Source organism: Vibrio sp. R10-SG-ISO4 (genome assembly GCF_059834135.1).
In genome coordinates, this window is sequence record NZ_JCBDHJ010000008.1 from 296,031 (window position 1) to 319,767 (window position 23,737).

Annotated in this window: 20 protein-coding genes; 7 read left to right on the forward strand and 13 right to left on the reverse strand. The window is 47.8% G+C overall.

Translation table 11 applies throughout. The features are described from left to right. Positions 1-53: 53 nt before the first annotated feature. Together AC6R03_RS05145 and pflA are read right to left on the reverse strand one after the other, a co-directional pair. Complete coding sequence (locus AC6R03_RS05145) at positions 54-719, reverse strand: hypothetical protein (protein ID WP_500630274.1); 666 nt, start codon at positions 717-719, stop codon at positions 54-56. 73 nt (positions 720-792) lie between these two features. Next, positions 793-1,533 (reverse strand): pyruvate formate lyase 1-activating protein, encoded by a 741-nt coding sequence (pflA, locus tag AC6R03_RS05150; RefSeq protein WP_500630273.1) that lies wholly within the window; start codon positions 1,531-1,533, stop codon positions 793-795. 225 nt (positions 1,534-1,758) lie between these two features. Between pflA and AC6R03_RS05155 the strand changes: the two genes are divergently transcribed. Then, positions 1,759-3,639, forward strand: a complete 1,881-nt coding sequence (locus tag AC6R03_RS05155) for a methyl-accepting chemotaxis protein (RefSeq protein ID WP_500630272.1) — start codon at positions 1,759-1,761, stop codon at positions 3,637-3,639. 2 nt (positions 3,640-3,641) lie between these two features. Here AC6R03_RS05155 and AC6R03_RS05160 read toward each other — a convergent pair whose 3' ends face one another. The 3 genes from AC6R03_RS05160 to AC6R03_RS05170 all read right to left on the reverse strand — a co-directional run bounded on the left by AC6R03_RS05160 (position 3,642) and on the right by AC6R03_RS05170 (position 8,961). Beyond that, a complete protein-coding gene (locus tag AC6R03_RS05160; RefSeq protein ID WP_500630271.1) occupies positions 3,642-4,643 on the reverse strand; it encodes a lipid A deacylase LpxR family protein in 1,002 nt (333 codons plus the stop codon). 180 nt (positions 4,644-4,823) lie between these two features. Then, positions 4,824-7,100, reverse strand: a complete 2,277-nt coding sequence (gene pflB, locus AC6R03_RS05165) for a formate C-acetyltransferase (RefSeq protein ID WP_500630270.1) — start codon at positions 7,098-7,100, stop codon at positions 4,824-4,826. 313 nt (positions 7,101-7,413) lie between these two features. Continuing rightward, positions 7,414-8,961 (reverse strand): DUF3360 family protein, encoded by a 1,548-nt coding sequence (locus tag AC6R03_RS05170; RefSeq protein WP_334552484.1) that lies wholly within the window; start codon positions 8,959-8,961, stop codon positions 7,414-7,416. Between the two features lie 780 nt (positions 8,962-9,741). Here AC6R03_RS05170 and AC6R03_RS05175 point away from each other — a divergent pair. The 4 genes from AC6R03_RS05175 (at position 9,742) to AC6R03_RS05190 (ending at position 12,900) form a co-directional block, all read left to right on the forward strand. Further along, positions 9,742-10,512, forward strand: a complete 771-nt coding sequence (locus AC6R03_RS05175; RefSeq protein ID WP_500626141.1) for an ABC transporter ATP-binding protein — start codon at positions 9,742-9,744, stop codon at positions 10,510-10,512. 77 nt (positions 10,513-10,589) lie between these two features. Then, positions 10,590-11,360: an ABC transporter substrate-binding protein gene (locus AC6R03_RS05180; RefSeq protein WP_334552482.1), complete on the forward strand. Its 771-nt coding sequence runs from the start codon at positions 10,590-10,592 to the stop codon at positions 11,358-11,360. Between the two features lie 118 nt (positions 11,361-11,478). Beyond that, complete coding sequence (locus AC6R03_RS05185) at positions 11,479-12,219, forward strand: ABC transporter permease (protein WP_334552481.1); 741 nt, start codon at positions 11,479-11,481, stop codon at positions 12,217-12,219. 3 nt (positions 12,220-12,222) lie between these two features. Then, positions 12,223-12,900 carry an ABC transporter permease gene (locus AC6R03_RS05190; protein WP_334552480.1) on the forward strand — a complete coding sequence of 226 codons (678 nt, stop codon included), beginning with the start codon at positions 12,223-12,225 and terminating at the stop codon, positions 12,898-12,900. 75 nt (positions 12,901-12,975) lie between these two features. Here AC6R03_RS05190 and AC6R03_RS05195 read toward each other — a convergent pair whose 3' ends face one another. Continuing rightward, complete coding sequence (locus tag AC6R03_RS05195; protein WP_334552479.1) at positions 12,976-14,658, reverse strand: aspartate:alanine antiporter; 1,683 nt, start codon at positions 14,656-14,658, stop codon at positions 12,976-12,978. Between the two features lie 185 nt (positions 14,659-14,843). Beyond that, positions 14,844-15,110 carry a GrxA family glutaredoxin gene (locus AC6R03_RS05200; RefSeq protein ID WP_334552478.1) on the reverse strand — a complete coding sequence of 89 codons (267 nt, stop codon included), beginning with the start codon at positions 15,108-15,110 and terminating at the stop codon, positions 14,844-14,846. A 263-nt stretch (positions 15,111-15,373) separates the two neighbouring features. Between AC6R03_RS05200 and AC6R03_RS05205 the strand changes: the two genes are divergently transcribed. Beyond that, positions 15,374-16,624 carry an iron-containing alcohol dehydrogenase gene (locus AC6R03_RS05205; RefSeq protein WP_334552477.1) on the forward strand — a complete coding sequence of 417 codons (1,251 nt, stop codon included), beginning with the start codon at positions 15,374-15,376 and terminating at the stop codon, positions 16,622-16,624. A gap of 52 nt (positions 16,625-16,676) precedes the next feature. Here the strand turns inward: AC6R03_RS05205 and AC6R03_RS05210 are convergent, their stop codons facing one another. The 5 genes from AC6R03_RS05210 to AC6R03_RS05230 form a co-directional block, all read right to left on the reverse strand. After that, on the reverse strand, positions 16,677-17,531 hold the full coding sequence (locus tag AC6R03_RS05210) for a MurR/RpiR family transcriptional regulator (RefSeq protein WP_334552476.1): 855 nt from the start codon (positions 17,529-17,531) through the stop codon (positions 16,677-16,679). 282 nt (positions 17,532-17,813) lie between these two features. Beyond that, complete coding sequence (gene panP, locus AC6R03_RS05215; protein WP_500653642.1) at positions 17,814-19,460, reverse strand: pyridoxal-dependent aspartate 1-decarboxylase PanP; 1,647 nt, start codon at positions 19,458-19,460, stop codon at positions 17,814-17,816. Between the two features lie 160 nt (positions 19,461-19,620). Next, positions 19,621-20,133: a hypothetical protein gene (locus AC6R03_RS05220; protein ID WP_334552474.1), complete on the reverse strand. Its 513-nt coding sequence runs from the start codon at positions 20,131-20,133 to the stop codon at positions 19,621-19,623. A gap of 153 nt (positions 20,134-20,286) precedes the next feature. Next, positions 20,287-21,192 (reverse strand): LysO family transporter, encoded by a 906-nt coding sequence (locus tag AC6R03_RS05225; RefSeq protein ID WP_500630379.1) that lies wholly within the window; start codon positions 21,190-21,192, stop codon positions 20,287-20,289. Positions 21,193-21,212: 20 nt separating this feature from the next. Next, entirely contained in the window at positions 21,213-22,133 is a 921-nt protein-coding gene (locus AC6R03_RS05230; RefSeq protein ID WP_500626146.1) for an HDOD domain-containing protein, read from the reverse strand. 374 nt (positions 22,134-22,507) lie between these two features. Between AC6R03_RS05230 and AC6R03_RS05235 the strand changes: the two genes are divergently transcribed. Further along, a complete protein-coding gene (locus AC6R03_RS05235; RefSeq protein WP_487901165.1) occupies positions 22,508-23,095 on the forward strand; it encodes a TfoX/Sxy family DNA transformation protein in 588 nt (195 codons plus the stop codon). 122 nt (positions 23,096-23,217) lie between these two features. Here the strand turns inward: AC6R03_RS05235 and AC6R03_RS05240 are convergent, their stop codons facing one another. Further along, positions 23,218-23,664 (reverse strand): META domain-containing protein, encoded by a 447-nt coding sequence (locus tag AC6R03_RS05240; RefSeq protein ID WP_500630380.1) that lies wholly within the window; start codon positions 23,662-23,664, stop codon positions 23,218-23,220. Positions 23,665-23,737 lie beyond the last annotated feature (73 nt).

Consider the following 23,737-nt stretch of genomic DNA (forward strand, 5'->3'; position numbering starts at 1 on the left):
GGTTTGTGATGAAAAATGATCAGATTTAAACAAAAACGGGGCTTTTTTACCGATTACTTTTTGTGGTGGTGATTATAAATGTAGTCACTATCGGAGAAGACGCGTAGCCACTCAGGTTTGAATACCGCGAACATTGCCGCGGCCATACCGTTTAATAGCCCTTCTGGAAAAGCGAGGAGAGGTAGGAAGACCAAATAGTGATCGACGATGGTCGGCCAATCGTGAGGGCCAAGCCACCAATGATGTACGGCGTTGATGAGTAGGTGAGCGCTGCCTGTGACGGCGCCGTTTAGAAAGCCAGCAACGAAAATAAAGACAAAGATATTACGTGGCAAAAAGCGATAACTGACTAAAAACACCCCGTGGCTTATCACGATTGGACACAATACCGAGAAGAGCAAATAGCTAGGGAGCATCGTGAGGGGTAATTCGCCAAACAGAGTCACGGCAAGGGCGGCGAACAGGCCGATGGCGTAAGCACTTCGCCATCCGTAGAGTAGCGATAATGTGGTTAAGCCCAGAAAGTGAATGGAGAGACCTGCTTTAACGCCTGCTTGCGCAGACCACAGCAAGGCCAGCGCGGCGACCACCGCAAAGGTAAAGTGTTGGAAGCCTGATTCATTGCGCAGTTTGGGCAGCAGTACAGTGCGAACATCTCGCCATATCAGCCCGAAACTGGCGAGAGCGATAAACCAAAGATAGAGTTCACTGAGTGCCACATTATCCCCAAAAAAATACCAACCATGCCTGCGTTATGGTTGGTATTTTTTCTGAATTGGGAAACAAATAAAACTAATATTTTACATTTGAGTGATATTGCTCAAGGATGCCAACAATCTTATCCATGGTTTCCTTTGATGGCGGGTTGACACCTTCAAGGGGGTAATCAAGACCGAGCGCTTCCCATTTGTGCGCGCCAAGTTTGTGGTATGGCAGCAGTTCGATTTTCTCGATGTTGTCCATATCCTTGATAAAGTCACCGAGCATGTGTGCGGCTTCTTCATCGTCGGTATAACCCGGGACAATCACGTAACGAATCCAGGTTTTCTGGCCGATTTGGTGTAGGTAACGAGCAAAGTCGAGGGTACGTTTGTTGGAGACGCCGATGAAATCATGGTGAATTTCATCTTTCATGTGTTTCAGATCGAGCATCACCAAATCGGTCGCATCGAGTACCTCATCAATCACCTCTGTGTGCTTACGGATGTAGCCATTGGTATCCAGGCAGGTATGAATGCCTTCGGCTTGTGCGGCACGGAAGAAATCGCGCACAAACTCAGGCTGAAGCATGGCTTCACCACCTGAACAGGTGACGCCACCACCCGATGCGTTCATAAAGTGACGATAGCTTTTCGCTTCTTTGATGATCTCTTCAACGGTCACTTCTTTCCCATCATGGGTATCCCAAGTATCTCGGTTGTGGCAATACATGCAGCGCATTAGGCAGCCTTGCATAAACACAATGAAACGAATACCGGGACCATCAACAGTACCACATGATTCGAAAGAATGAATTCGACCAGTTGTAGACATGAGCTCATCTCTTATAAGTGATTTGTTCGTTATTTTATTACAAATGGTAGGGTTTATATAGTGAATTAGCCATTTAATAGAGAGTTTTTATAAATAGCGAAATTGTGCTTTTTTCGTCTAAAATGTATGTTATAAAAAAGTAAATAATGATAATAAAATAAAAATAAGTAGTGGAATTCAACAGGTCAGTGCTCTACACATTCACCTGATGTTAAAGGACTTTTTATGGACAGGCTTGCACTATCACAAAAGCAGAAAGGGATTCTCTTTCTCGCGGTGTTGACGATTGGATTTGTTGCACTGGCACTCTTTACTTCTTCCAGGTTGAGCGAAATGAGCCGCCAATACCACTCCAGTGGTGATATTGCGGTTGGCTCGCTTTCGATTTATCAAACTCAAGCAAAAATATTGACGCTGAGTAGCAACTTAGACAATTTGAGCGGTGCTCAAGTCGACAGCGTGAAAGGGGATATTCAGACTATCGTTCAGGATGTGGAGGCCAACATTGGCTTTCTTCAATCCCTCGGCTTTCGCCAAGAGAGCCAACAGCTTGAGCATGACATTACCGATTTTGAAGCCGCCGTCACGCCTTGGTTAACCATCAAACAAGAGCTGGGGTTCACTATTGATGAAGGCAAATTGGGTGAGCTTGGGCAATTGGCCACCATCATAGAACAAAAAATCGCCGAGACAGGTATGGTGACGCTCAACTCGGACTTTCAGGCGATGATCAAATCGCAGCAGAACTATTTGCTGCAACCCAATGAAGAGAACTTAAAGCTGTTCAATCGCGCGATGGGCAGCTTTGAAAGTATGTCGAACGTTTATGCGATGTTGGACTTGTATGAAAAAGAGATTGAACAATATAAAGAGACCTTTATTCGTGTCGCCGAGCTATCCCAGCAAGCCGGTGCGATTGAGCAGCAGTTACTGACCACAAAAGAACGCCTCGCTGACTTGATTGCCGCCATTACATCGCAACTTGGCGGAGTGAGTATGAGGTATCAAAGCAGCGCGGAAAAAACCTCTGACCAAACCTTGTGGTCGATTATGGCGGCGTGCGTGGTATTGGCGTTATTTACCATTCTTATCTTTGTCTTGCAGAGCTCGTCGCAATCTCGCTTGGTGAATACGACACAGAAGATTTTGCGCAAGCTTTCTAAAGGGGATTTGTCGAGTCGAATGGCTCTCACGAATAACCCAAAAGATGAATTCAACCAACTGGCGAGCAGTATCAATGAAAGTTGTGAAAATCTCGGCTCGTTGGTGAAGGCGGTGCAAAGTAACAGTGATGCGTTATCCGGTAACGCTGCTGAGTTGAACCAAGGGTTGGATTTACTCGCCCACCACCAAAGCGAAGTATTGGGCCAGACACAGCTGCTCGCCTCAGCCACGGAAGAAGTAAGCGTGACGACCCACGAAGTGTCCAATTCATTGGAGTTTGTCTCGGATTTAAGTCGTCAGTCCAATCAAGCGGCCGAAGAAGGGGCGCAGGTCATTCGAGCCGCGATTGGGTCCCTAGAGGAGGTCGGCGGCATTTTGACCTCGGCGGCTAGCCATATTAAACAACTTGAGGAAGCCTCCTCGAAAGTCGACTCTGTAATGGTGATCATTAATGGTATCGCGGAGCAAACTAACCTCTTGGCGCTTAATGCAGCGATAGAAGCGGCTCGAGCGGGCGAGCAAGGTCGCGGCTTTGCGGTGGTCGCCGATGAAGTGCGCAGCTTAGCTGTGCGAACTGTGGACGCGGTGGGTGAGATCTCGGAAACCATCGATACGATGAAAAAAGAGAGCGCAGAGGTGATTCAATACATAGGGAAATCGGAAGTGACGATGCAGTCGGGCCAACAGCGAGGTCATGAAGCGATGACAGCACTGCGCACCATTACCGAAAAAGCCGACGAAGCATCGCATCAAACAGAGGTGATTTTTTCATCCATCAAAGAGTTGGCGACCACCAGTCAATCGATGGCCGACAGCATGACGCAAATCTCTTCGGCGATGAAAGAGTTAGAAGAAAACAACGCCCAGCTCAAATCCGTCAGTCAGGTGGTAGAAGAGCGCGCCAGCAGCCTAAACCAAGACTGCCAACGCTTTACCGTCTAACGCTAGAAAAACGCGTAGAGATTGATGCCCCCGGCGCCGTAGACGGAATCGGGGGCTTCTTTATAATCGGGGGTTTTGACGGTAGTCGCTAAGGTTGCGCCAAAGCTCTGATTATACCAGGCAACGCCAGCAACGGCGGTCGCTTGCACCTTGTCTAAGGTGACATCGTATAGAGATGGATCGCTAACATCGGGATTATGACGGATGCCTGGTCTGTCCCCTTCAATGGTGATGTCATTGAAGCGGTAGCGAGCTTCAATGCCGGCAAAAACAAACCAGCCCTGCTTTGACCCACCCAGCATACCAGCGCGAAATGGATTCTCATTGTCAATATTGGCAGCCCCTAAGCTGCCCGATAGATCTTGTCCCCAACGCAGCATGACACCGGTTGACACATCACTACGAAAATTACCGACGTTGGCTTCAGAAACGCTCGACACTTCCCACTCGGTATTCGCCAACAGCGGCTCGCGCCATAGGTTGATGTGGGTCAGGTAACCGACACTCCCAGCAAACCCTTCATCCACTTGGTTTGCCCAACCGTTAGGATCATCAGAGCCCGTGATGCTGTGGACGAATTTTTGTGCCTCTTCCGACAGTGAGTTTTCACCCACGGTGCCCAAGGTCAGGTTAAAGCGCTGAGCTTGCATTGGATGGAGACTGATATAATTGAACTCGGTGTGAAGATAACCCGCATAAGGGCGATCGTTTTGCAGGGGCTCTACGGCTTCAATATCCGATGGCGTATACATTTTGTGAGCTAGGGTAACTTCCCATTTGTCCAAAGAGGCGGCGCCCCAAAAAGACAAACTTAGCGGCCCGACCCACGAAGGCGGGCGAATCCCTGCGGAGGTGTAAGTGAGGAAAATGCCATTGGTATAGTCTTGATCAACACCAAATACCCCGTCGTTGTCGAGTGAAAAGGCGAGGGTTGACTGCTCTGAAGCCAGTGCAGTGGTGGAGAGAAGAAGCAACGAAAAAGGGAGATAGGAAGAGCGAGCCATAGTGTTCTGTTTTGACGAATAGTGCAGATGATAGTACCGCAATTCGCTAAGGCCACTATAGGAATTCACTGATTGATGTGGGGAAATGTGCGCAAACTCTAAAGCTTACCGAGGAACGATAAGTACAAAAAATGCAGCCCCGCACTAGGCGGGGCTGCATCAATCATTCAACAGCGTCTCTTATAGAGATTCTGTAAATGTACGTGCGATTACGTCAGCTTGTTGCTCTGCAGTTAGAGAGTTAAAGCGTACAGCGTAACCAGAAACACGGATAGTTAGCTGAGGGTATTTCTCAGGGTGCTTAACTGCGTCTTCTAGAGTGTCACGGTTAAGAACGTTCACGTTCAAGTGCTGACCACCTTCGATGCCCGCTTCATGGTGGAAGTAACCATCCATTAGACCTGCAAGGTTAGCGCGCTGTGAACCTTCGTCTTTACCTAGTGCGTTAGGCACGATAGAGAAGGTGTAAGAGATACCATCTTTCGCGTGAGCAAACGGCAGTTTACCTACAGATGTTAGAGATGCGACCGCACCTTTCTCATCACGACCATGCATTGGGTTTGCACCTGGAGCAAACGGAGCACCTGCGCGACGACCATCTGGCGTGTTACCTGTCTTCTTACCGTACACAACGTTAGATGTGATAGTAAGTATAGACTGAGTAGGAACGGCATCACGGTAAGTCTTAAGCTTACGGATCTTGTTCATGAACACTTCAACAAGTTCACAAGCGATGTCATCTACGCGTGAATCGTTGTTACCGAATTTAGGGTAGTCGCCTTCGATTTCGAAGTCGATCGCTACGCCATCTTCGTCACGGATTGGTTTCACTTTCGCGTACTTGATTGCAGATAGTGAGTCAGCCGCGATAGATAGACCCGCGATACCACAAGCCATAGTACGGTACACGTCACGATCGTGTAGCGCCATCAGTGCAGACTCGTAAGAGTACTTGTCGTGCATGAAGTGGATTGCGTTTAGTGCAGCTACATACTGCTTAGCTAGCCAATCCATGAAGTGGTCTAGGCTGTTCCACACTTCGTCGAAGCTTAGGACTTCTGAAGTGATCTTCGGCATTACTGGACCAACTTGCATTTTCAGCTTCTCATCAACACCACCGTTGATTGCGTAAAGCATGGTTTTTGCAAGGTTTGCACGAGCGCCGAAGAACTGCATTTGCTTACCAACAACCATTGGAGATACACAACATGCGATTGCGTAGTCATCTGATTCCATGTCTGGGCGCATTAGGTCGTCGTTTTCGTACTGGATTGAAGAGGTATCGATAGACACTTTCGCACAGAACTTCTTGAAGCCTTCAGGTAGCTGCTCAGACCAAAGAACCGTGATGTTTGGCTCTGGAGAAGGACCCATAGTGTATAGAGAGTTAAGGAAACGGAAGTTCGTACGTGTTACTAGCGTACGGCCGTCAAGACCCATACCACCCATAGATTCTGTTGCCCAGATTGGGTCGCCAGAGAATAGGTCATCGTACTCAGGAGTACGTAGGAAACGAACCATACGTAGTTTCATTACGAAGTGGTCGATCATTTCCTGAGCTTGTTCTTCAGTGATCTTACCTGCAGCAATATCACGCTCAATGAAGATGTCTAGGAACGTCGAAGTACGACCTAGAGACATCGCTGCGCCGTTTTGAGACTTAACCGCTGCTAGGTAGCCGAAGTAAGTCCACTGTACCGCTTCTTGTGCAGTTTCTGCTGGGCGAGAGATATCGTAACCGTACTTAGCAGCCATTTCTTTCATTTGGCCAAGTGCACGGTGTTGCTCTGCGATCTCTTCGCGAAGCTGCATTGTCATTTGAAGATCTTCGCCATTCTCGAACTTCTCTTGTAGAGAAGCAAATTGAGCCAGCTTGTCTTTCATTAGGAAGTCGATACCGTATAGCGCAACGCGACGGTAGTCACCGATGATACGACCACGACCGTATGCGTCAGGAAGACCAGTCAGAACACCTGATTTACGACATTTTAGGATGTCAGGAGTGTAGATATCGAAAACACCTGCGTTGTGTGTTTTACGGTATTCAGTGTAGATTTTTGAGATTGCTGGATCGAGTTCACGACCGTAAACTTTACAAGAACCTTCAACCATGCGGATACCACCGTTAGGGATGATAGCGCGCTTAAGAGGAGCGTCAGTTTGAAGACCAACGATAGTTTCAAGATCTTTTTCGATGTAGCCTGCGTCGTGAGCAGTGATGGTAGAGATAACGTCAGTATCGAAATCAACAGGAGCGTGCGTTGAGTTTTCGATCTTGATACCTTCCATTACTTTAGCCCAAAGCTTGTTTGTCGCTTCAGTACCTTCAGAAACTAGGAAAGATTCGTCGCCTTCGTATGGGGCATAGTTTTTCTGAATGAAATCACGAACGTTTACTTCGTTTTGCCAGTCACCCGCTGCAAAACCTTCCCAAGCTTTAGCAAATTGCTCTGCCATGACATACCTACCTTTTTAGTAGTAAAAACACGTACTGTACTGAACTTATAGTCAACGTGTTGACCATTCAGCATCCTCATTACTGAGGCAGTACACTCTAATGAATAACAATAGGTATAGTCTTAAACCAAAGGAACGCAAAGGACAGGAAAAACTATAACTATTGTCACTAAAAATAATATGGTTATTTCTTACTGTAGTTTCAAGGTTAACTTAAAAAAATCTTACAAACCTTAAACTAAATCAATAAATGCTAAAAAAAGTTGATAAAAATGGGGTGGCTATTTAAGCCACCCACACAAATGTTGAATCTTTATAGCCAGGCTGGAATGCCGTACTGAGCTTCCAGCATACCTACTGCTAGCATAGCAACAAGACAGATAACAAACACGCCTACTGGGATAATGATTTTGTCTGCGAACGACAAACGAGACGCGCGCTCTTTATCACCAATGAGACCGTTGTTATCTAGGAACATAGTCAGTGCCCATGCCAACACAGGGTTAGCGACAACAGATGCAAAGATACAGATACCTGCTGCTTGTGAATCTTTAGTGTCCTTAACCATCTGCATGCCTGCTTCAAGAAGTGGCAAGAATACGCCCACTAATAGTGCAACACGCATCACCGGTGGCCACACCGCGACGTCCATTGGGAAACCAAGAATCGCAACGATGATACACAGTGAACCAAGCAAGATGGCACCCGCTGGGATAGGACGCTTAGCGATCGCTGCTGGGATCATGTAGGTACCCCAAGAAGAGGTAATGTTACCACCACCAACGGCAGTACCAACCATTTGGCGGACTGAACACATGGTCATGGTGTCGTCCACATCCATTAAGACTTTTTCTGTCTTACGAGGGTAGTTCAGCTCTTGGAAGATACGGTGGCCAAGGAAGTCAGGCGACCACATCGCGACAGCCAAAATCGCAAAAGGTAGAGACGCGATAAAGTGTTCAAGATTTGGTAGACCTAGCATCCAACCTTGCTCAGTGCTTCCCCACCAGTAAACAGGGTTAAGGTTTGGCAGACCCATCTCGGTTTCGAAGGTTAAGTCGAAGCCCGCACCCAGACCTAGGGCAATCAAAAGCCCGGTAAAGGCACACACGGGAATCGCCAACCAGCGCATGTTGATTTTTGCTAGGAAAGCGTAAATACCGATGGTGATACCCAATACAATCAGACCCACATAGCCCATGCTACCTGCTGCAACATCAGCAGATTGGAGCCCTGTTGCCCACGATTGAATGGAACCGATCTGGCTCATGGTACCGGTAAAGCCCAAGAAGATAAGCAAGCCGCCGGCGGTGCCTTCTGAGGTGAGATTGACGAGCTTGGAGCCACCTTTGAAGTAGCTGAGTAGCAAGCCGAATACACCTAAAAGAATCGCAAGTGCAAGAGGGTGAGCACCGGCAAGGGCAATCGAACCGATCAATGGAATCATCGGACCGTGGTTACCCGCAAGGTTCGCTCGTGGGTTTAAGAAGCCGGATGAAATAATACAGAACAGTAGGGCTGGGATGAGCATTTCCACACGAGCCACTTCGATGGCGAACTCTTTACCGAGGTTCACGTGCTCCCATGCGGCGGATAGGCCGTCTGCCCAAGACATCATTACCGCTGAGTACATTGCAATAATGCCAATGGTACCTGCAAGTGCAGGGACTAAGTCTTCCAGCTCGAAACGGAAGTCGCGACCCGGAAGGTTAAGACCAAAACGACGAGGCTTCATAATTTGAAGCTCGTGGTCTAGATAATCTGAACGGGTTGCAAACTCAGAGGCAGGGCGGTGCAGCTCCTGGTAGCTCTTGTTTTCGATATCCGAATCAGAGTGCGGTTTGTTCACTGCGTCTGACATAGATTCCTCATATTTCAAAATGTTGATAATTCCAGAAGCTACTCGATAGTGATGATTGTCGATAGCTCATAATCTTGCAATTTGGCTTGCTGCGCTGCTCTTACCTTGTAGCTCGAACATTATGTGCCTAAGCATAGACAAAAGAAAAGGCAGTAAGTCAGTCAAATTAGGCTTTTATGGATGAGGCGAGTTTAACGTGCTAACCCCTTAGAGTGATTGATTTAGATCACTTTAAGAAAGAATGTGAAAGAAAACTACACAACGCCGCATATGCACGTAAGTTACTGTTCATACGCCTGAAAATTAATTTCACATTGCTATTTTTACTAGATATACAACCATTTGCGGCGTGTATGTTTCAGATAAAATTATCAATTACTTGAAGTGGATCTTCTTTTTATAAAATTGTTAAAGGGTCGGGTTGGATATAGTGATGGCGAGATATTTCATTTATGCGCATAAACAAGGTGAATAATCTAAAAGTTGAATAAAAAGTCATATTTTGTAACTTAATATCCCACAATGTTAGGTTAATAATTTGTTGCATGTTGTCCGGACTAGTGCTAGTTTGTAGCGAATGTGGGCCATAGCCCAAGCAGTCAACCGGATTGACGTGAACGTTTTCGTTTATGGGGCACAGTTTTTGCTATCACAGAGGCAAGTGTCGTTCTCAATTTCGCCGCTAGATGGTTTTTGTCAACACAGATGAGCCATAGCTGCACGAGCGCCGACTCGGAATCGTCATTCGGACAAGAAAAAGAATACAGGGAGTTTGCGCGCATGAAAGATGTACCCGCGCTGGATATTAAAGAACTGCATAAAACATTTGGACAAAATGAGGTCCTAAAAGGCATTTCGCTTGAGGCACACAAAGGGGATGTGATTTCCATCATTGGCTCTTCCGGTTCAGGAAAGAGTACCTTCCTACGTTGTATCAACCTGTTAGAAACGCCTACCGCTGGCGAGATATGGGTAAATGGTGAACTGATTCAGATGAAGCACAATCGTCAGGGGGAAGCCGTTCCCGCCAACGAAAAGCAAGTGCAACGTATTCGATCTCGTCTCGCCATGGTCTTCCAAGGGTTCAATCTGTGGTCTCATATGACGGTACTGGAAAACGTGATTGAAGCGCCAGTGCACGTCCTTGGCGTCCCTAAAGCGCAAGCGATTGAAAACGCAGAAATGCTGCTAAAGAAAGTGGGCCTTTACGAGCGAAAGGACTATTACCCAGGTCACTTGTCGGGTGGCCAGCAGCAACGTGCCGCGATTGCCCGTGCGTTGGCCGTTGACCCGGAAGTGATGCTATTTGACGAACCGACGTCAGCGCTCGATCCAGAGCTTGTCGGTGAAGTACTCGGGGTTATGAGAGATTTGGCAGAAGAAGGGCGCACCATGTTAGTTGTTACTCACGAAATGGCGTTTGCGCGCGATGTCTCAAATCATGTCATGTTTTTGCATCAAGGATTGGTGGAAGAACAAGGAGACCCAGCTAAACTGTTTACCAACCCAGACTCAAAACGTCTAAAGCAGTTTATCTCGTCTATCTATTAAGGCTTCTTTAATCAAAACAGTCTTTATTATAAGGACACAACAATAAACACAACATACAAAATCACAGGAGTATGGAAATGAAAAAGTGGTTAGTCGTTGCAGCATTGGCTGCGACAGCAGCAACTGGTGTGGCTCAGGCAAAAGAATGGAAAACCGTTCGTTTTGGTATTGAGGGTGCGTATCCTCCGTTTAGCTGGACAGAATCTGATGGTTCTCTCAAAGGCTTCGACGTTGATATGGCCAACGCGCTGTGTGAAGAGATGAAAGTTGAGTGTAAGATCGTACCGCAAGACTGGGACGGCATTATCCCATCTCTGCTAGCACGTAAATACGATGCGATCATCGCTGCGATGTCGATTACAGAAGAGCGTAAAAAGAAAGTGGACTTCACTGGCAAATACGCACAAATCCCAAACAAATTTATCGCTAAGAAAGGCGCAGGTCTTGATTTCGATAGCCTAAGCGGCGCTAAAATCGGTGTTCAGCGTGCAACAACGCACGACAAGTATCTGACAGACAACTACGGTGACCAAGTCGAAATCGTGCGTTACGGTTCATTTGATGAAGCGTACCTTGATCTTGCCAACGGCCGTATCGTTGCAGTACTAGGTGATGCTTCAGCATTGGAAGAAGGCGTTCTGAATAAAGCGGGTGGCGAAGGCTACGAGTTCGTTGGTCCTTCTTTGACTGATCCAAAATGGTTTGGTGACGGCATGGGCATTGCCGTTCGTAAACAAGATAAAGATCTAACGCAAAAACTCGACGCAGCTATCCTGTCTCTACGTGAGAAAGGTGTGTACCAAGAGATTGCGGCTAAGTACTTTAACTACGACGTTTACGGTCAGTAATTCTCCTTCGACCGCTGGTGCTCGTTCCTTGATGTAGCCAGCGGTCGATCTCTTTCTATAGCCAGCTCAATGATTCTATTGATGTAGGAAATTGAGTTTAGGGATCAGGAACTCACCTATGCTGGATTTACAAGGATACGAAGCCTCTATATTGAAAGGGGCCGTGGTGACCATCGAGGTTGCCTTATTGTCACTGCTTCTTGCCATGATTTTAGGCATGCTGGGTGCTTTGGCGAAACTCGCCCCTTATCGCTGGGCAAGAGCTATCGCCACTCTTTATACAACGGTTATCCGTGGTATTCCCGATTTAGTCTTAATGATGCTGATTTTCTTCGGCGGACAGATACTATTAAACAACAGTCTCTACTCGATCAACGAAACCTTGAATGGTTGGTTTGCCGCTAGTGATCCAAACCACGAGTGGACGTCTTATTTACCTGATTACATCGACGTTAGCCCGTTTATCGCTGGCGTGATGACCATAGGCTTCATCTTCGGTGCTTACATGGCGGAGACATTTCGTGGCGCCATCATGGCGGTAGATAAGGGCGAGATGGAAGCGGCAAAAGCATACGGCATGAGCTCGGTGCTCGCCTTTCGTCGGATCTTACTCCCTCAGATGATACGCCACGCTTTACCGGGCTTTGGTAATAACTGGCTGGTATTGCTTAAAACCACAGCCCTGGTTTCTATTATCGGGCTAGAAGATATGGTGCGCGTGAGCTCGCTCGCCGCAGGCTCAACCAAAATGCCGTTCACTTTTTACATGGCGGTCGCGGTGATTTTTCTCTTTTTCACCAGTGTGTCGACTGGGCTACTTAAAGTCGTCGAGCGCAAATTCAGTATTCATACGAGGTAGGGCATGGATTTTTCATTGATTATTGATAGCTTGCCAATCTACCTAGATGGTTTGTGGACGACAACGTGGTTGGTGGGACTCGCTCTCGTGATTGGTTTGTGTGTCGCTATCCCGCTTGGTATTGCGCGAAATAGCCAACATTATTGGTTGGTAGGGCCAAGTTGGGCGTTTATTTATTTCTTCCGTGGCACGCCGCTGTTGGTTCAGCTCTACCTAATTTATTACGGTATGGATCAGTTTTTCCCAGTGAAAGATACTCTATGGGAAAATGCTTGGTTTTGTGCGTTGGTTGCCTTTGTGCTCAATACTTCGGCGTACACCGCTGAAATCATTCGCGGTGCAATTAACGGGCTACCGAAAGGCGAGGTGGAAGCGGCTAAAGCGTATGGTATGGGCACCTTTTTGACTTACCGTCGTATCATTCTGCCGAGCGCATTGCGCCGAGCTCTGCCAGCCTACAGTAACGAAGTGATCTTTATGCTGCATGGAAGCGCGGTGGCCGGTATTGTCACCATCTTGGATTTGACGGGCGCTGCGCGTCTGGTGAATTCTCGCTACTACGCGCCGTTTGAATCCTTCCTCACGGCTGGTCTGTTCTATATGGCGCTGACCTTCGTGATTCTCTGGGTTTTCAAAGGGGCAGAAAAACGTTTCTTAGCGTACCTGAGACCGCTGAGTTAACCTATCTTGTGAAAGAAAAAATGGCTTCCATCGGGAAGCCATTTTTCTATTCAACGCAAAATCAAACTCTGGGCACTAAGACAAAATGATGAGCACCGTACCGGCCAGCGTCATCAAGATATTGGCGATGGCGTAGGTACCTGCGTAGCCCAGTGCAGGGATAGTTGATTTGGCGTAGTCATTCACGATGTCCATCGCTGGCGCACAGGTACGCGCGCCGATGATGGCGCCAAACAGCAGCGCACGGTTCATTTTCAAGATATAGGCGCCAACCAGATACGCCAGAGCCACCGGCACTACGCTGACTAAAAACGCCAAACCGAGCACTTGAGGACCCACTTGCGTGAGGTGATCAAACATTTTGCTACCGGCACTGAGGCCAATCCCCACCATAAAGATCATTAGTCCCAAGTCTTTGACCATGTTGAGTGCGCCTTGCGGAACGTAGCCAAACGTTGGGTGGTTGGCACGCAAAAAGCCGAGAGTGATCCCCGAAAGCAGCAAGCCAACGGCATTACCCAAGCCGAACGACACTTGGCCAAAGGTCATGGTAACTAAACCAAACATAATGCCAAGAATGAAGAAGCTACAAAACGCGAGCAAATCCGCCATTTGGCTATGAATAGAGATAAAGCCGATTTTTTCCGCCAGCCCTTGGACGCGGCTGCGCTCACCACTGACTTGGATAATGTCACCCTTGGCAAGCACAATATCCAAGTCCATCGGCATCTCAATTTGAGCGCGAACCACTCGGTTTAGGAAACAGCCATACTCAGAAAGATTGAGGTCGGAGAGACGTTTCCCCGCAATCGCATCGCTTTTGACTACGATCTCCTCTTCAACGATGCGCAGATCGAGCAAGTTACGATCAAACACTTCTTTACCGTGGCGGAAACTAGGATCAAGACGTGCGTGACTATCGGGAAAGCCAACCAGTGCAATCTCATCGCCCTCTTGCAGAATCGCATCCCCATCAGGGTGGGCAAGGATGCCATTGCGACGAATGCGCTCGATGTAACAACCCGTTTGGCGATAGATACCCAACTCACGCAAGTTCTTGCCATCGGTCCAATCAATCAGCTCCGGGCCGACTCGGTAGGCGCGAATAATCGGCAGGTAAACTTTTCGTTGCCCAGAACCGCCCAATCCGCGCTCTTGTGCGATTTGCTGAGCAGAGTCAGATAGGTTCTGTTTTTGCAGTTTCGGCAGGAGTTTGGCAAAGAAAATCATGCTGATAAGGCCAATCAAATAGGCCATCGCATAACCGACAGAGAGGTTTTCTAGCACCAAGGCGAAATCCATATTCTTGGGCAATTCCGCCAATCCTGAATTGAGCGCATCTTGCGCACCGACCAATACGGGTGTTGAGGTCAGCGCTCCTGCCATCATGCCGGCGGCCAAGCCATAGTTGAGGCCCATATAGTGGCTAGCAAAATAGGTAATACTGAGCGCGGCTGACAACACCACCATACTCAAGATGAAGTAGTGCTTGCCGTCGCGAAAGAATATGCCGAAGAAGTTGGGGCCTGCCTCAATACCTACACAGTAGATAAACAACATAAAGCCGATGGTCAGTGCGTCAGCATTAAACATGAAACCTAAATGACCCATGATCAAAGAGGTAATCAAAACGCCAATCGAGTTACCAAGGTGGAAGTTGCCAAATCGAATTTTACCAATCGCTAAACCGATCGCTAATACGACGAAAATCAATAAGATAGGGTTTTGTTCTAACAAGAGTACGACGTCAATGTTCACGGGCTATATCTGTGCGCTGCCGAGGAGTAAGTTAAGTGTGCGAATTGTAGCGAAATATTTCAAAAAGATAAGTGAATTTTTTGAGAGTTTACTCATCGTTGACATTAGACAAAGTAATGTAAAACGCAAGCACAAAAAAACCGCGATATTCGCGGTTTTCGTACAACAGTGTGAGTGGGTGACGTTTAAGCGTCAAACAAACCCAAGTGCTCTTTTGCGTATGCTTCGAAATCATCGCAACCACCGATGTGCTCTTGATCGATAAAGATCTGTGGCACTGTTTCCACTGGCTTGCCGACGGTTTTCTCTAGGTCAGCTTTGGAAATGCCTTCTGCGTGAATATCCACGTAGCGGTAGTTGAAGTCGTCGCGCTTTGCTTTTAGCGTTTCTGCGTGTTCTTTTGCACGAACACAGTATGGGCAAGCTGGGCGACCAAAAATAACGACGAACATATCTTTCTCCTTTGATTTTAATAGTGCCACTATGCCCGAATCGTTATAGGAAATAAAGTGGCATTTACCTCTTGGGTTAATAGGGCAGACCTATTGATTGTGTTTTAAACATTTTACTTTTTGCGACGTACAAGGTGAGGTCTTTATCGAGAAAACCATGATTAATTTAAGGTTAAATAAGCAAGTTTGCACTAGCTCAACGTTATTTCTTGGGAGACGGTGCACTCTGTATCCAGTAATGGAATGAATCAAGGAGTCGGCCAATGTTTCAGTTTATGACTTCAACACGGATCGTGTTTGGTGAAGGGGCGTTTGAGTCGTCGCTTTCGCTTATCAACCAGTTTGGCTACAGCGTGCTTCTGGTCACCGGTAAAAACCTCAATCGGTGCGGACCGCTACTGCATCACCTCAAAAGTCAAAAACTTCGCTACCAACACGTTGCCGTGAGCGGCGAACCCAACATCACCATGATTGAAGAAACCGCGACGGTCGGCCGCCGTTTTAAACCTGATTTGGTGGTGGCGATGGGCGGTGGCAGTGTGATTGATGTCGGCAAAGCGCTGGCGGCGGTGATTCCAAATCAAGGCGATGTGTATGATTATGTCGAGGTGGTGGGCCGAAACGTTCCGCTCAAAACCAAGCCTTTACCTTTTATTGCGATCCCAACCACAGCGAGTACCGGCTCTGAAGTGACGCGTAATGCCGTACTGCGCTCAGGTCAAGAACAAGTGAAAGTGAGTCTACGCAGCCCCGATATGCTGGCGGATGTCGCGATTGTCGATCCGACTTTAACCTATGGGATGGACCCTTACCGCTCTGGGCGAGGTGCAATGGATGCGTTCACGCATCTGATGGAAGCCTATGTGTGTGGTATGCCTAACCCGCTCACCGATATGATCTGTGAAGAGGGGTTAAGACGGTTGAGCCACTCTGTGCTGCCAGCGTGCTTGGAGGACGACCATAAAGCGCGGGCCGACATCTCGTTTGCCGCTATGCTCGGCGGTATGGCCAGTACCAATGCCAAGCTCGGTGCAGCGCACGGATTGGCGTCAGCGCTTGGAGGCAAACTGGATGCGCCACACAGCGTGATCACCGCGCGCTTGGCTCCTTATGTGATGGCGGAAAACATTCAAGCCGCGATGGAATCCCAGCGTACAGACGTACTCGAAAGGTTCACCAAAGTCGCGCAATTGCTGACGGGGCGAGTGAATGCGCATCGAGAAGACGCGATCTTATGGGTCAATATGATGCTCGAAAAATTGAACATCCCAGAGTTGAGTCAATTTGGGGTTTGCTCGACAGCGTTTGATGTGGTCGCGGCGGATGCGCTGAAATCAACGTCAATCAAAGGCAATCCGCTACCACTGACCAAAGAGCGACTGATGGCGATTTTAGGCCAAGTGTGCCAATGCCAAGGTGAGTGTACCGAGCACAGTTCGGTGGGCGAGGACGCGCGGGCTTCTATCGTCTTTACCAGTCATGATATAGAACCATCGCGGCTACAAAAATCCTAATAATAACGGCGCTCATTGAGCGCCGTTATGGATTCTTGCCAGTGGAAGATCTCTAGAACTGAGAAAGCTTGTCGTAGCGAGAGTCTTTCAATACGTCTTTGACGCGACGTAGGTTTTCTCTAAATCCGGTACCGCGGCGTAACGTAAAGCCAGTCGCAAGGACGTCAATCACAGTCATTTGAACCACGCGGCTAGCCATTGGCATGTACACGTCGGTGTCTTCAGGGATGTCGAGCGTGATAGAGAGTGAGCTGGCTTTATCAAGCGGGGAGTCTTTCGCGGTAATCGCGATGACCGTCGCACCGTTTTCGCGCGCTAGGTTGGCGATCTCTACCTGACTTTTTGTACGGCCAGTGTGTGAAATCAACACGATGACGTCGTTGTCTGTACAGTTGATGCAGCTCATGCGTTGCATCACGATATCTTCAAAGCAGGTGATCGGGATGTTGAAACGGATGAATTTGTTTTGAGCATCTTTCGCCACAGCAGACGATGCCCCTAAACCAAAGAAAGAGATGCGCTTCGCTTGTGTCAGAAGGTCGACGGCACGATTGACCTGCATAGCGTCAAGGCTGTTTTTAGCGACATCCAAACAGGCCATCGTGGACTCAAAAATTTTGTGCGTGTAGGCATCTGGGCCGTCGTCTTCTTCGACGTTGCGATTGACATAAGGTGTACCGTTCGCAAGGCTCTGAGCCAAGTGCAGTTTAAAGTCGGGGAAACCTTTGGTGTCCAGGCGGCGGCAGAAGCGGTTGACGGTCGGCTCACTGACATCGGCCATTTTGGCCAACGTCGCGATGCTGGAATGAATCGCTGTCTGAGGGGAAGCCATGATGACTTCGGCGACTTTGCGTTCAGACTTGCTAAAATTTTCCAGGTTCTTCTGAATTTTTTCTAATGTGTTCATAGTGTTCACGAGGGTATGTAGAACATCTAACTGGATATACCTGATTTTCGTAGTGTAGAGAACAACTTGTTCGCTAAAGGTAATGACAATCCAGCGCCATAAGCTCAGTATAAACCTAAGCCGAACGTTTAAGGCAGTGTTTCCGTCATACAAATGATGAGAATATGACAAGCCTCAAACTAAATTTTGTTTAAACTACGGAAATACGCTTAAACCCCGACCAAAAATCGCATTTTCGATCGGGTGTTGATAAATGAATTACAGCTTTTCAGAAAGAAAATTTCATCTGGTGAGAATGTTTTCGGCAAGGGCATCGATTTGCGCCATTAAGTTTGGCGCTTGTGTTGCGATATGACGCTGCTCTTCCAACACGGATTTCAGAATATCACAATGCGTGAGCGGGTTCGCCAGAACCACACGAAATACGATGGTGTGCTCACGATTCCAACGCTCAGGATTGAGTCGTGTTCGTGAAACGAAGGATTTGCCGGTTTCACGCTGGCGCTTCTGGATAAACTTAGTGAGCTCGTTAAGCAAATTATTCAGCTCATGGGTTTGAGCGTCATTGGCTTGTTCTAGCGCCGCGCGCACCTTCTCAGGTAGATAACGGTAGGTGAGTAAGCACAGCTCAGGTTCAGAGACTAATTCGAAATCACGTTGCTGCTGAATTAAGTCCGCAAAGAATTTCGCTTTCTCGATGCTTTGATCGATCAGCAGTTCATAACCGGGACGGCTGATAATATGCATAGCCGCATAAACGAGCATGGCCATACCTGAGCGTGAACCTTCTAATGTATGGCTACCGAGATCTTTGGAGCCCTTGCGCAGTATGTACTGTGCGTGGTGCTCGATGGATTTCATCGCATCTGGCTGCTTAAACAGCACCATGCCCGCGCCCATTGGAATGTAGAGCTGTTTATGTGCATCTATGGTGACTGAGTCGGCCAACTCAATACCATCGAGTAGGTGACGATGGTTGTTCGACATCAATGTTGCACCGCCCCAAGCGGCATCGACATGGAAATGACAGCCTTCTTCTTGGCAGATCAGCGCCACTTCACGTAGAGGATCGATATTGCCCGTTTCTGTGGTGCCTGCAACGCCGACAACGGCAAATGGCTTGATGCGTTTAGCTTTGAGCTCAGCAATTTGATGTTTCAAATCTTGTGGGCAGATCTTGTTATCCGGCCCAGTCTTCACCGAGACCAAACCATCTTGACCAATCCCGAGGACATCCGCCGCTTTTTTCAACGAGTAGTGGCCTCGTTCAGAAACCAAAATTGCGAGCCCTTCATAGCCATAGTGCTTCATGGCTTTAAATAGGCCTTCTTTTTCGACGCCAGTGAAGGCACCGTCAGGGCGTAGCGCATTGTTTCTCGCCACCCACAGCGCGGTGATGTTCGCGACGGTGCCGCCCGAGCAAAACGCTCCTAGAGAGTGGTTTGCGCTGTGCATCCAAGTCGCATAAAAGTCGTCACTGCGATGGTAAATCAGGCGATGGAGCATGCCGAGCACTTGCCTCTCAAGGGGCGTAAATGCTTTGGACGTCTCGATTTTGACCAAGTTCTGATTGAGTGCAATCATGATCTTGGAGAGTGGCATCAGGAAATAGGGCAGAGCAGAGGTCATATGACCAATAAAGCTCGGTGCTGATGTATGAACAGATTGAGAGACGAGCGTGTCGAGCAAATGCTGTGTGTGGTCTGAGACAAACTCAGGTTGCTCTGGGATAGAGGCGTTGGAGAAGTCTTTCTCTATGTCGAGTAGAGGTTTTTCTTCCGCAACGATGTGCTCTCGCAAAAACTTGTTCAAGTTTCGCGATAGTTCCTCTTCTATCTTGGTGAGTGTTGAGTCTGGCCCTTCAGGTACTGTAAAGATTCGAAGTAAGCTTTCGAAACTCACATCTGCCGTTTTGTGTTCCGATACCATACAGCTACATTGCTCTAATATTTTTTGTTGCAAGCGCGACAATCTAAACGAAAACGGGCACAAAGTCCCGTTTTAATTGATGGATCTCAGTTTGCATCACTCAGTCACAGATGCCAGTAATAGCGTGAATGTTAACGAGTGAGTACAGACGAGATTCGGTTTACTGACAATCAATCGATTCAAGCGCTTGAATCGATTGATTGTAGCGCTTGAGCGCTGCATCAATTTTGGTTGGGTGGCTCAGTAAATCGGCAAACGCAGAGCGTAGCTCGTAGTTTTTCTCGTGCGGCTTGGCTTGGCGATCATTAAACGTCACGCTCGCTAATTGGCCTAGCTCGTCACTGCGCGAGGTCAGTACCTTGATGTCTTTTTGATCAAGCTGCAACCACGCTTCTACTGGCTGCGCAGTCGCCACTTTTGAGGCGTCATGCTCTAGATAGTATTTCACCGCAGCGCGATTAAGCTCAAAGTGATGCTGGCGCCCTTGTAGGAACCACTCACTGACTTCGGTCAACTCTGGGTATTGCTCTGAGGTAAGCTGAGACAAATCTTCATACCAATGCAAAGACGCATCGATATAAGCGTCGTATTTTTTTTCTAGGCAAGCGTTGTCTGCTGCCAACGCGAAATGGGAGGTAGCAGCGAGTGCGAGGGCGACAATGGTGCGTTTCATAAGCATTCCTTTAAAGACGTATTCTTTGGGCCAACTTCTTTGATTGGCCTTTCATCTCGGCATCGTCATCATTAGGTGCCGAACGGGTTTCCTTCACTCGGATGGACGAAGCAAAGGGACAATATAGTGGATTGTTTCTGGCATTCCTGCGATCTAACCTGCAAGTGAGACAAAGAACAGCATCATGACCGGGACTAATAGGCTAAGAATAAAGCCACTGACAATAGCTACAGGCACGCAGCGCACGCCGCCGGTGGTTTGGATGACTGGCAAGGTGAAGTCCATCGCCGTTGCACCCGCGTAGCCGATTGCCGTACAAGGTTTAGTACGAATAAAGAGGGGGATCAGCACCAATGCAATCAATTCTCGCAGCAACTCAATCATAAAGGACGCGCCGCCGTAGATAGGGCCAAAGGCGTCCCCCATCAAGATGCCGGCTAAAGAGTACCAGCCAAAGCCAGACGCCATAGCGAGACCTCGATACCAATCAATCTCGAGAATCCAAGCGGCAATCAGACCGCCCACCATAGAGCTGGAGATGATGGCACAAGCGATCAACATGCCGTGCTTGTTCAACAGGATTTGGCGCAGGGTCAAGCCGCTATTGCGCAGTTGAATGCCAATAAAAAACAGCAGCAAAAAGAGGATCCACTCGCTTGCGGTATCCACCCAGCTGAGATCCATCGACACCACTAATCCAACTAATAGTCCACCCCCCACTACAAGGATCAACTTTGCGGATTCGAGCGCCATTTGCAGCAGCGGCACTTTATGCGATGCGCTGTCTGTTTTTAGTGGCATCAGTTTATCGATCAATGGCAACACGCAAAGATTAGCGGCGCTCAGGCTACAAAAAAAGACCGCAGTGAATTTCAGGATAATTTGTAGATTGGTTCCCAAATTATCCAGCGCTGCTAAGCTCAGCCCCATCAGACTTAATATGACGTAAATCAGATTGGACGTAGTGGTATTAATGGTTTGCAGTCGAGCAGGATTAGAAATAGAAATGAAATACCCCACAAAAAGTGGGGTAAAAATAAACAACATCCCTGAGAACATGGTACTTCCTGTGTTGAACTTTATAAGCCGCTGGCGTTCATCAATTCGCCTATTTGAGTATTGAACTCACTATCACTCATATTAGTCAACTTGTACAGTATATCTGCGCCGGTAATATCAAATTCGACCACATGTTCATCTAGGTTTTCATCTTGCCTGCGGAACATTAATATATGATTGGCCATTCTCGCTACATCGAGATAACTCACGGCATGAGTCACTTGAGCGATTTTATGATTAGCTGAGACTTCGAGGAAGTCGTTGTCAAACCCCCAAGTCTCGAGCACCAATTTACTGGCATTGGCGCACTGGTTGTCGAAAATCTGAAATGCGATCTGCTCGTTAAGGTAGTTGCCTTGCTCAAGGTAGTGATGGTACTCATTTACGATGCAGAACAGGCCAATGTCTGCAAGCAAACCGGCCAGAAGTGCTTTGTCGCTCTCTAAGTGGGCGTAGTAGTTTTCGCCTGATTCCTGAAAGCCTTTAACGACCATGACCATAGTCGCGGCTAATTCACGGGAGTTGGCGGCGCTATTGACCAACATGCGCTTACAGTTTTTACTTAGGTTGACGTTGTGCTTGAGTTGTTCAATGGCTTGTGCAGTGACAATATCGCGAACGCGAAATATCCCTAAACGTGACACGGCGGTAACAATATCGGTGCACGTGATGTTACGCCGATTAAAGATCACAGAGTTGGCCACGCGGATAACCACAGCGGCAAGGCCTGGGTCTTCGAGTAGTGCGTCGGCGATATTGAGTACCGTTGTGGTGTCTGACGTACAGAGCTTCTGAATTTTGAGCACAACGTCTGGGATCGGAGGCAGAGCAATTTTGCGCGATTTGATCGCTTTTTCGATCATCTCAGAAAACTCAGATTCAATCCCTTGAATGAGGAGCTCTTTATTTTCTGGAAGCCAATAGAAAGATAAGTGGTTCATACGTTGTCATTATTTTTGTTCGCTCGTCACAGTTTACCGTTGATGCGTCTGGATTAGCAATTGCTGAACTGCGTTTTTCTATTGAACTGGGAGCGCGGTTTGTTTTCGCTGCGCAGTGATCTTGCACAAAAAGCGATGTTGCCCTCACTCTGAATAGCTTTTGACCACCCCAAAACCGATTATGCGCCTAGTTACATTTAAAAAATGTGAACTGGGCACGGACTTATTTTGCGTCGTTAACTATCATCTGATTAAGTGTCGTGAGTCAAACAAATACAAATATAGCTCTAACGTTTGATTGACACTCCTTTTTTCGCTTTCTTCTGCTGCTATCTGGTGATCACTACTAATCGGGGTTTTTAGATTAAGGATCAATGGATATGACAGAGCAATTGTTCATTCAATATATCGCTAAGTTTGGCGACTACTATAAGCGTGCAATGTTTGGCGGCGTAGGGCTGTTTAAAGATGACGCCATGTTCGTGCTGATCAGCGATAACACCATCTATTTGCGTGGTGGTTCATCACTTGACCAACGTCTCATGTCATTGGGCTGTGAAAAATACGTTCATGTGAAAAAGCAAACCACCGCGACGGTCAATTATTACGACATCACTGGATTGTTCGAGAGCGAGCACCCTCAGCTTGACCGATTAATTCATCGTTCACTCGACGGTGCGCTGGCGGCAAGAAAATTGAGATTGTCTCCCACCAATAAACGCTTGCGTGATTTGCCCAACATGCAATTGACGTTGGAGCGAATGGTGAAAAAAGCCGGCATCGATGATGTGGATACTTTCGTCAAGCTCGGCGCGCCGACGGTCTACGCCAAAGTGAAGAAAGCGTACGGCAGCGATGTGGATGTTAAACTGCTGTGGAAGTTTGCTGGCGCTATCGACGGCATTCATTGGAAACTCATTCAAGAGCCGCGCAAACAGCAACTGTTGGAGAGTTGCCGTTAGCGCATGATGCCTTGAAGAGCGGATAGCAGTCAGTTTCAGACATTAGCCAAACAAAACGCCCCTCCTAATTGGAGGGGCGTTCATGTATCTGCTGTTCAAACGATGTCTAGACCGACACTCGGTCAGTTTTTCCAGTCATTGAGCTTGAATGTGAGCGTATGCGCAGCCCCTTTTAACTCCAGTCCTTGGTTGGTGAGAGTCATTTCACTCCAATCCGACAGTGTTTGTGAGAAGGCTTGCTCAACTTGCATGGCGTCATCACCACACATCTTCATTGTCATCCCCATTTTTTCAATGCGGAACTGGTTGTTTTTTAACTCACCTTGACCAAAGAAGTTGTTACATCCAGCATGGCCGTTCGCTGTCATTTTCTCACCGATTTCAAGACGCGGTGTAGATTCACCTTCTTCAAGGCTGATGGCTTGACCGTCGATAGCGAGCAGTTCCCAGTTGTGGTGCTGAAGATCTTGCGTTGTGATTGGGGTAGGGGCGTCTTGACTGCTTGCACACGCTGTCACGACGAAGGGCAGTGCGGTTGCGGCAAATAGCGTTTTTAGACTAAGCTTCATGATATCAACTCCAAAAATCAAACATGTCGCAAAACGCGACGGTGCTTGGCGAAAGTATAATGCAAACCAAGCG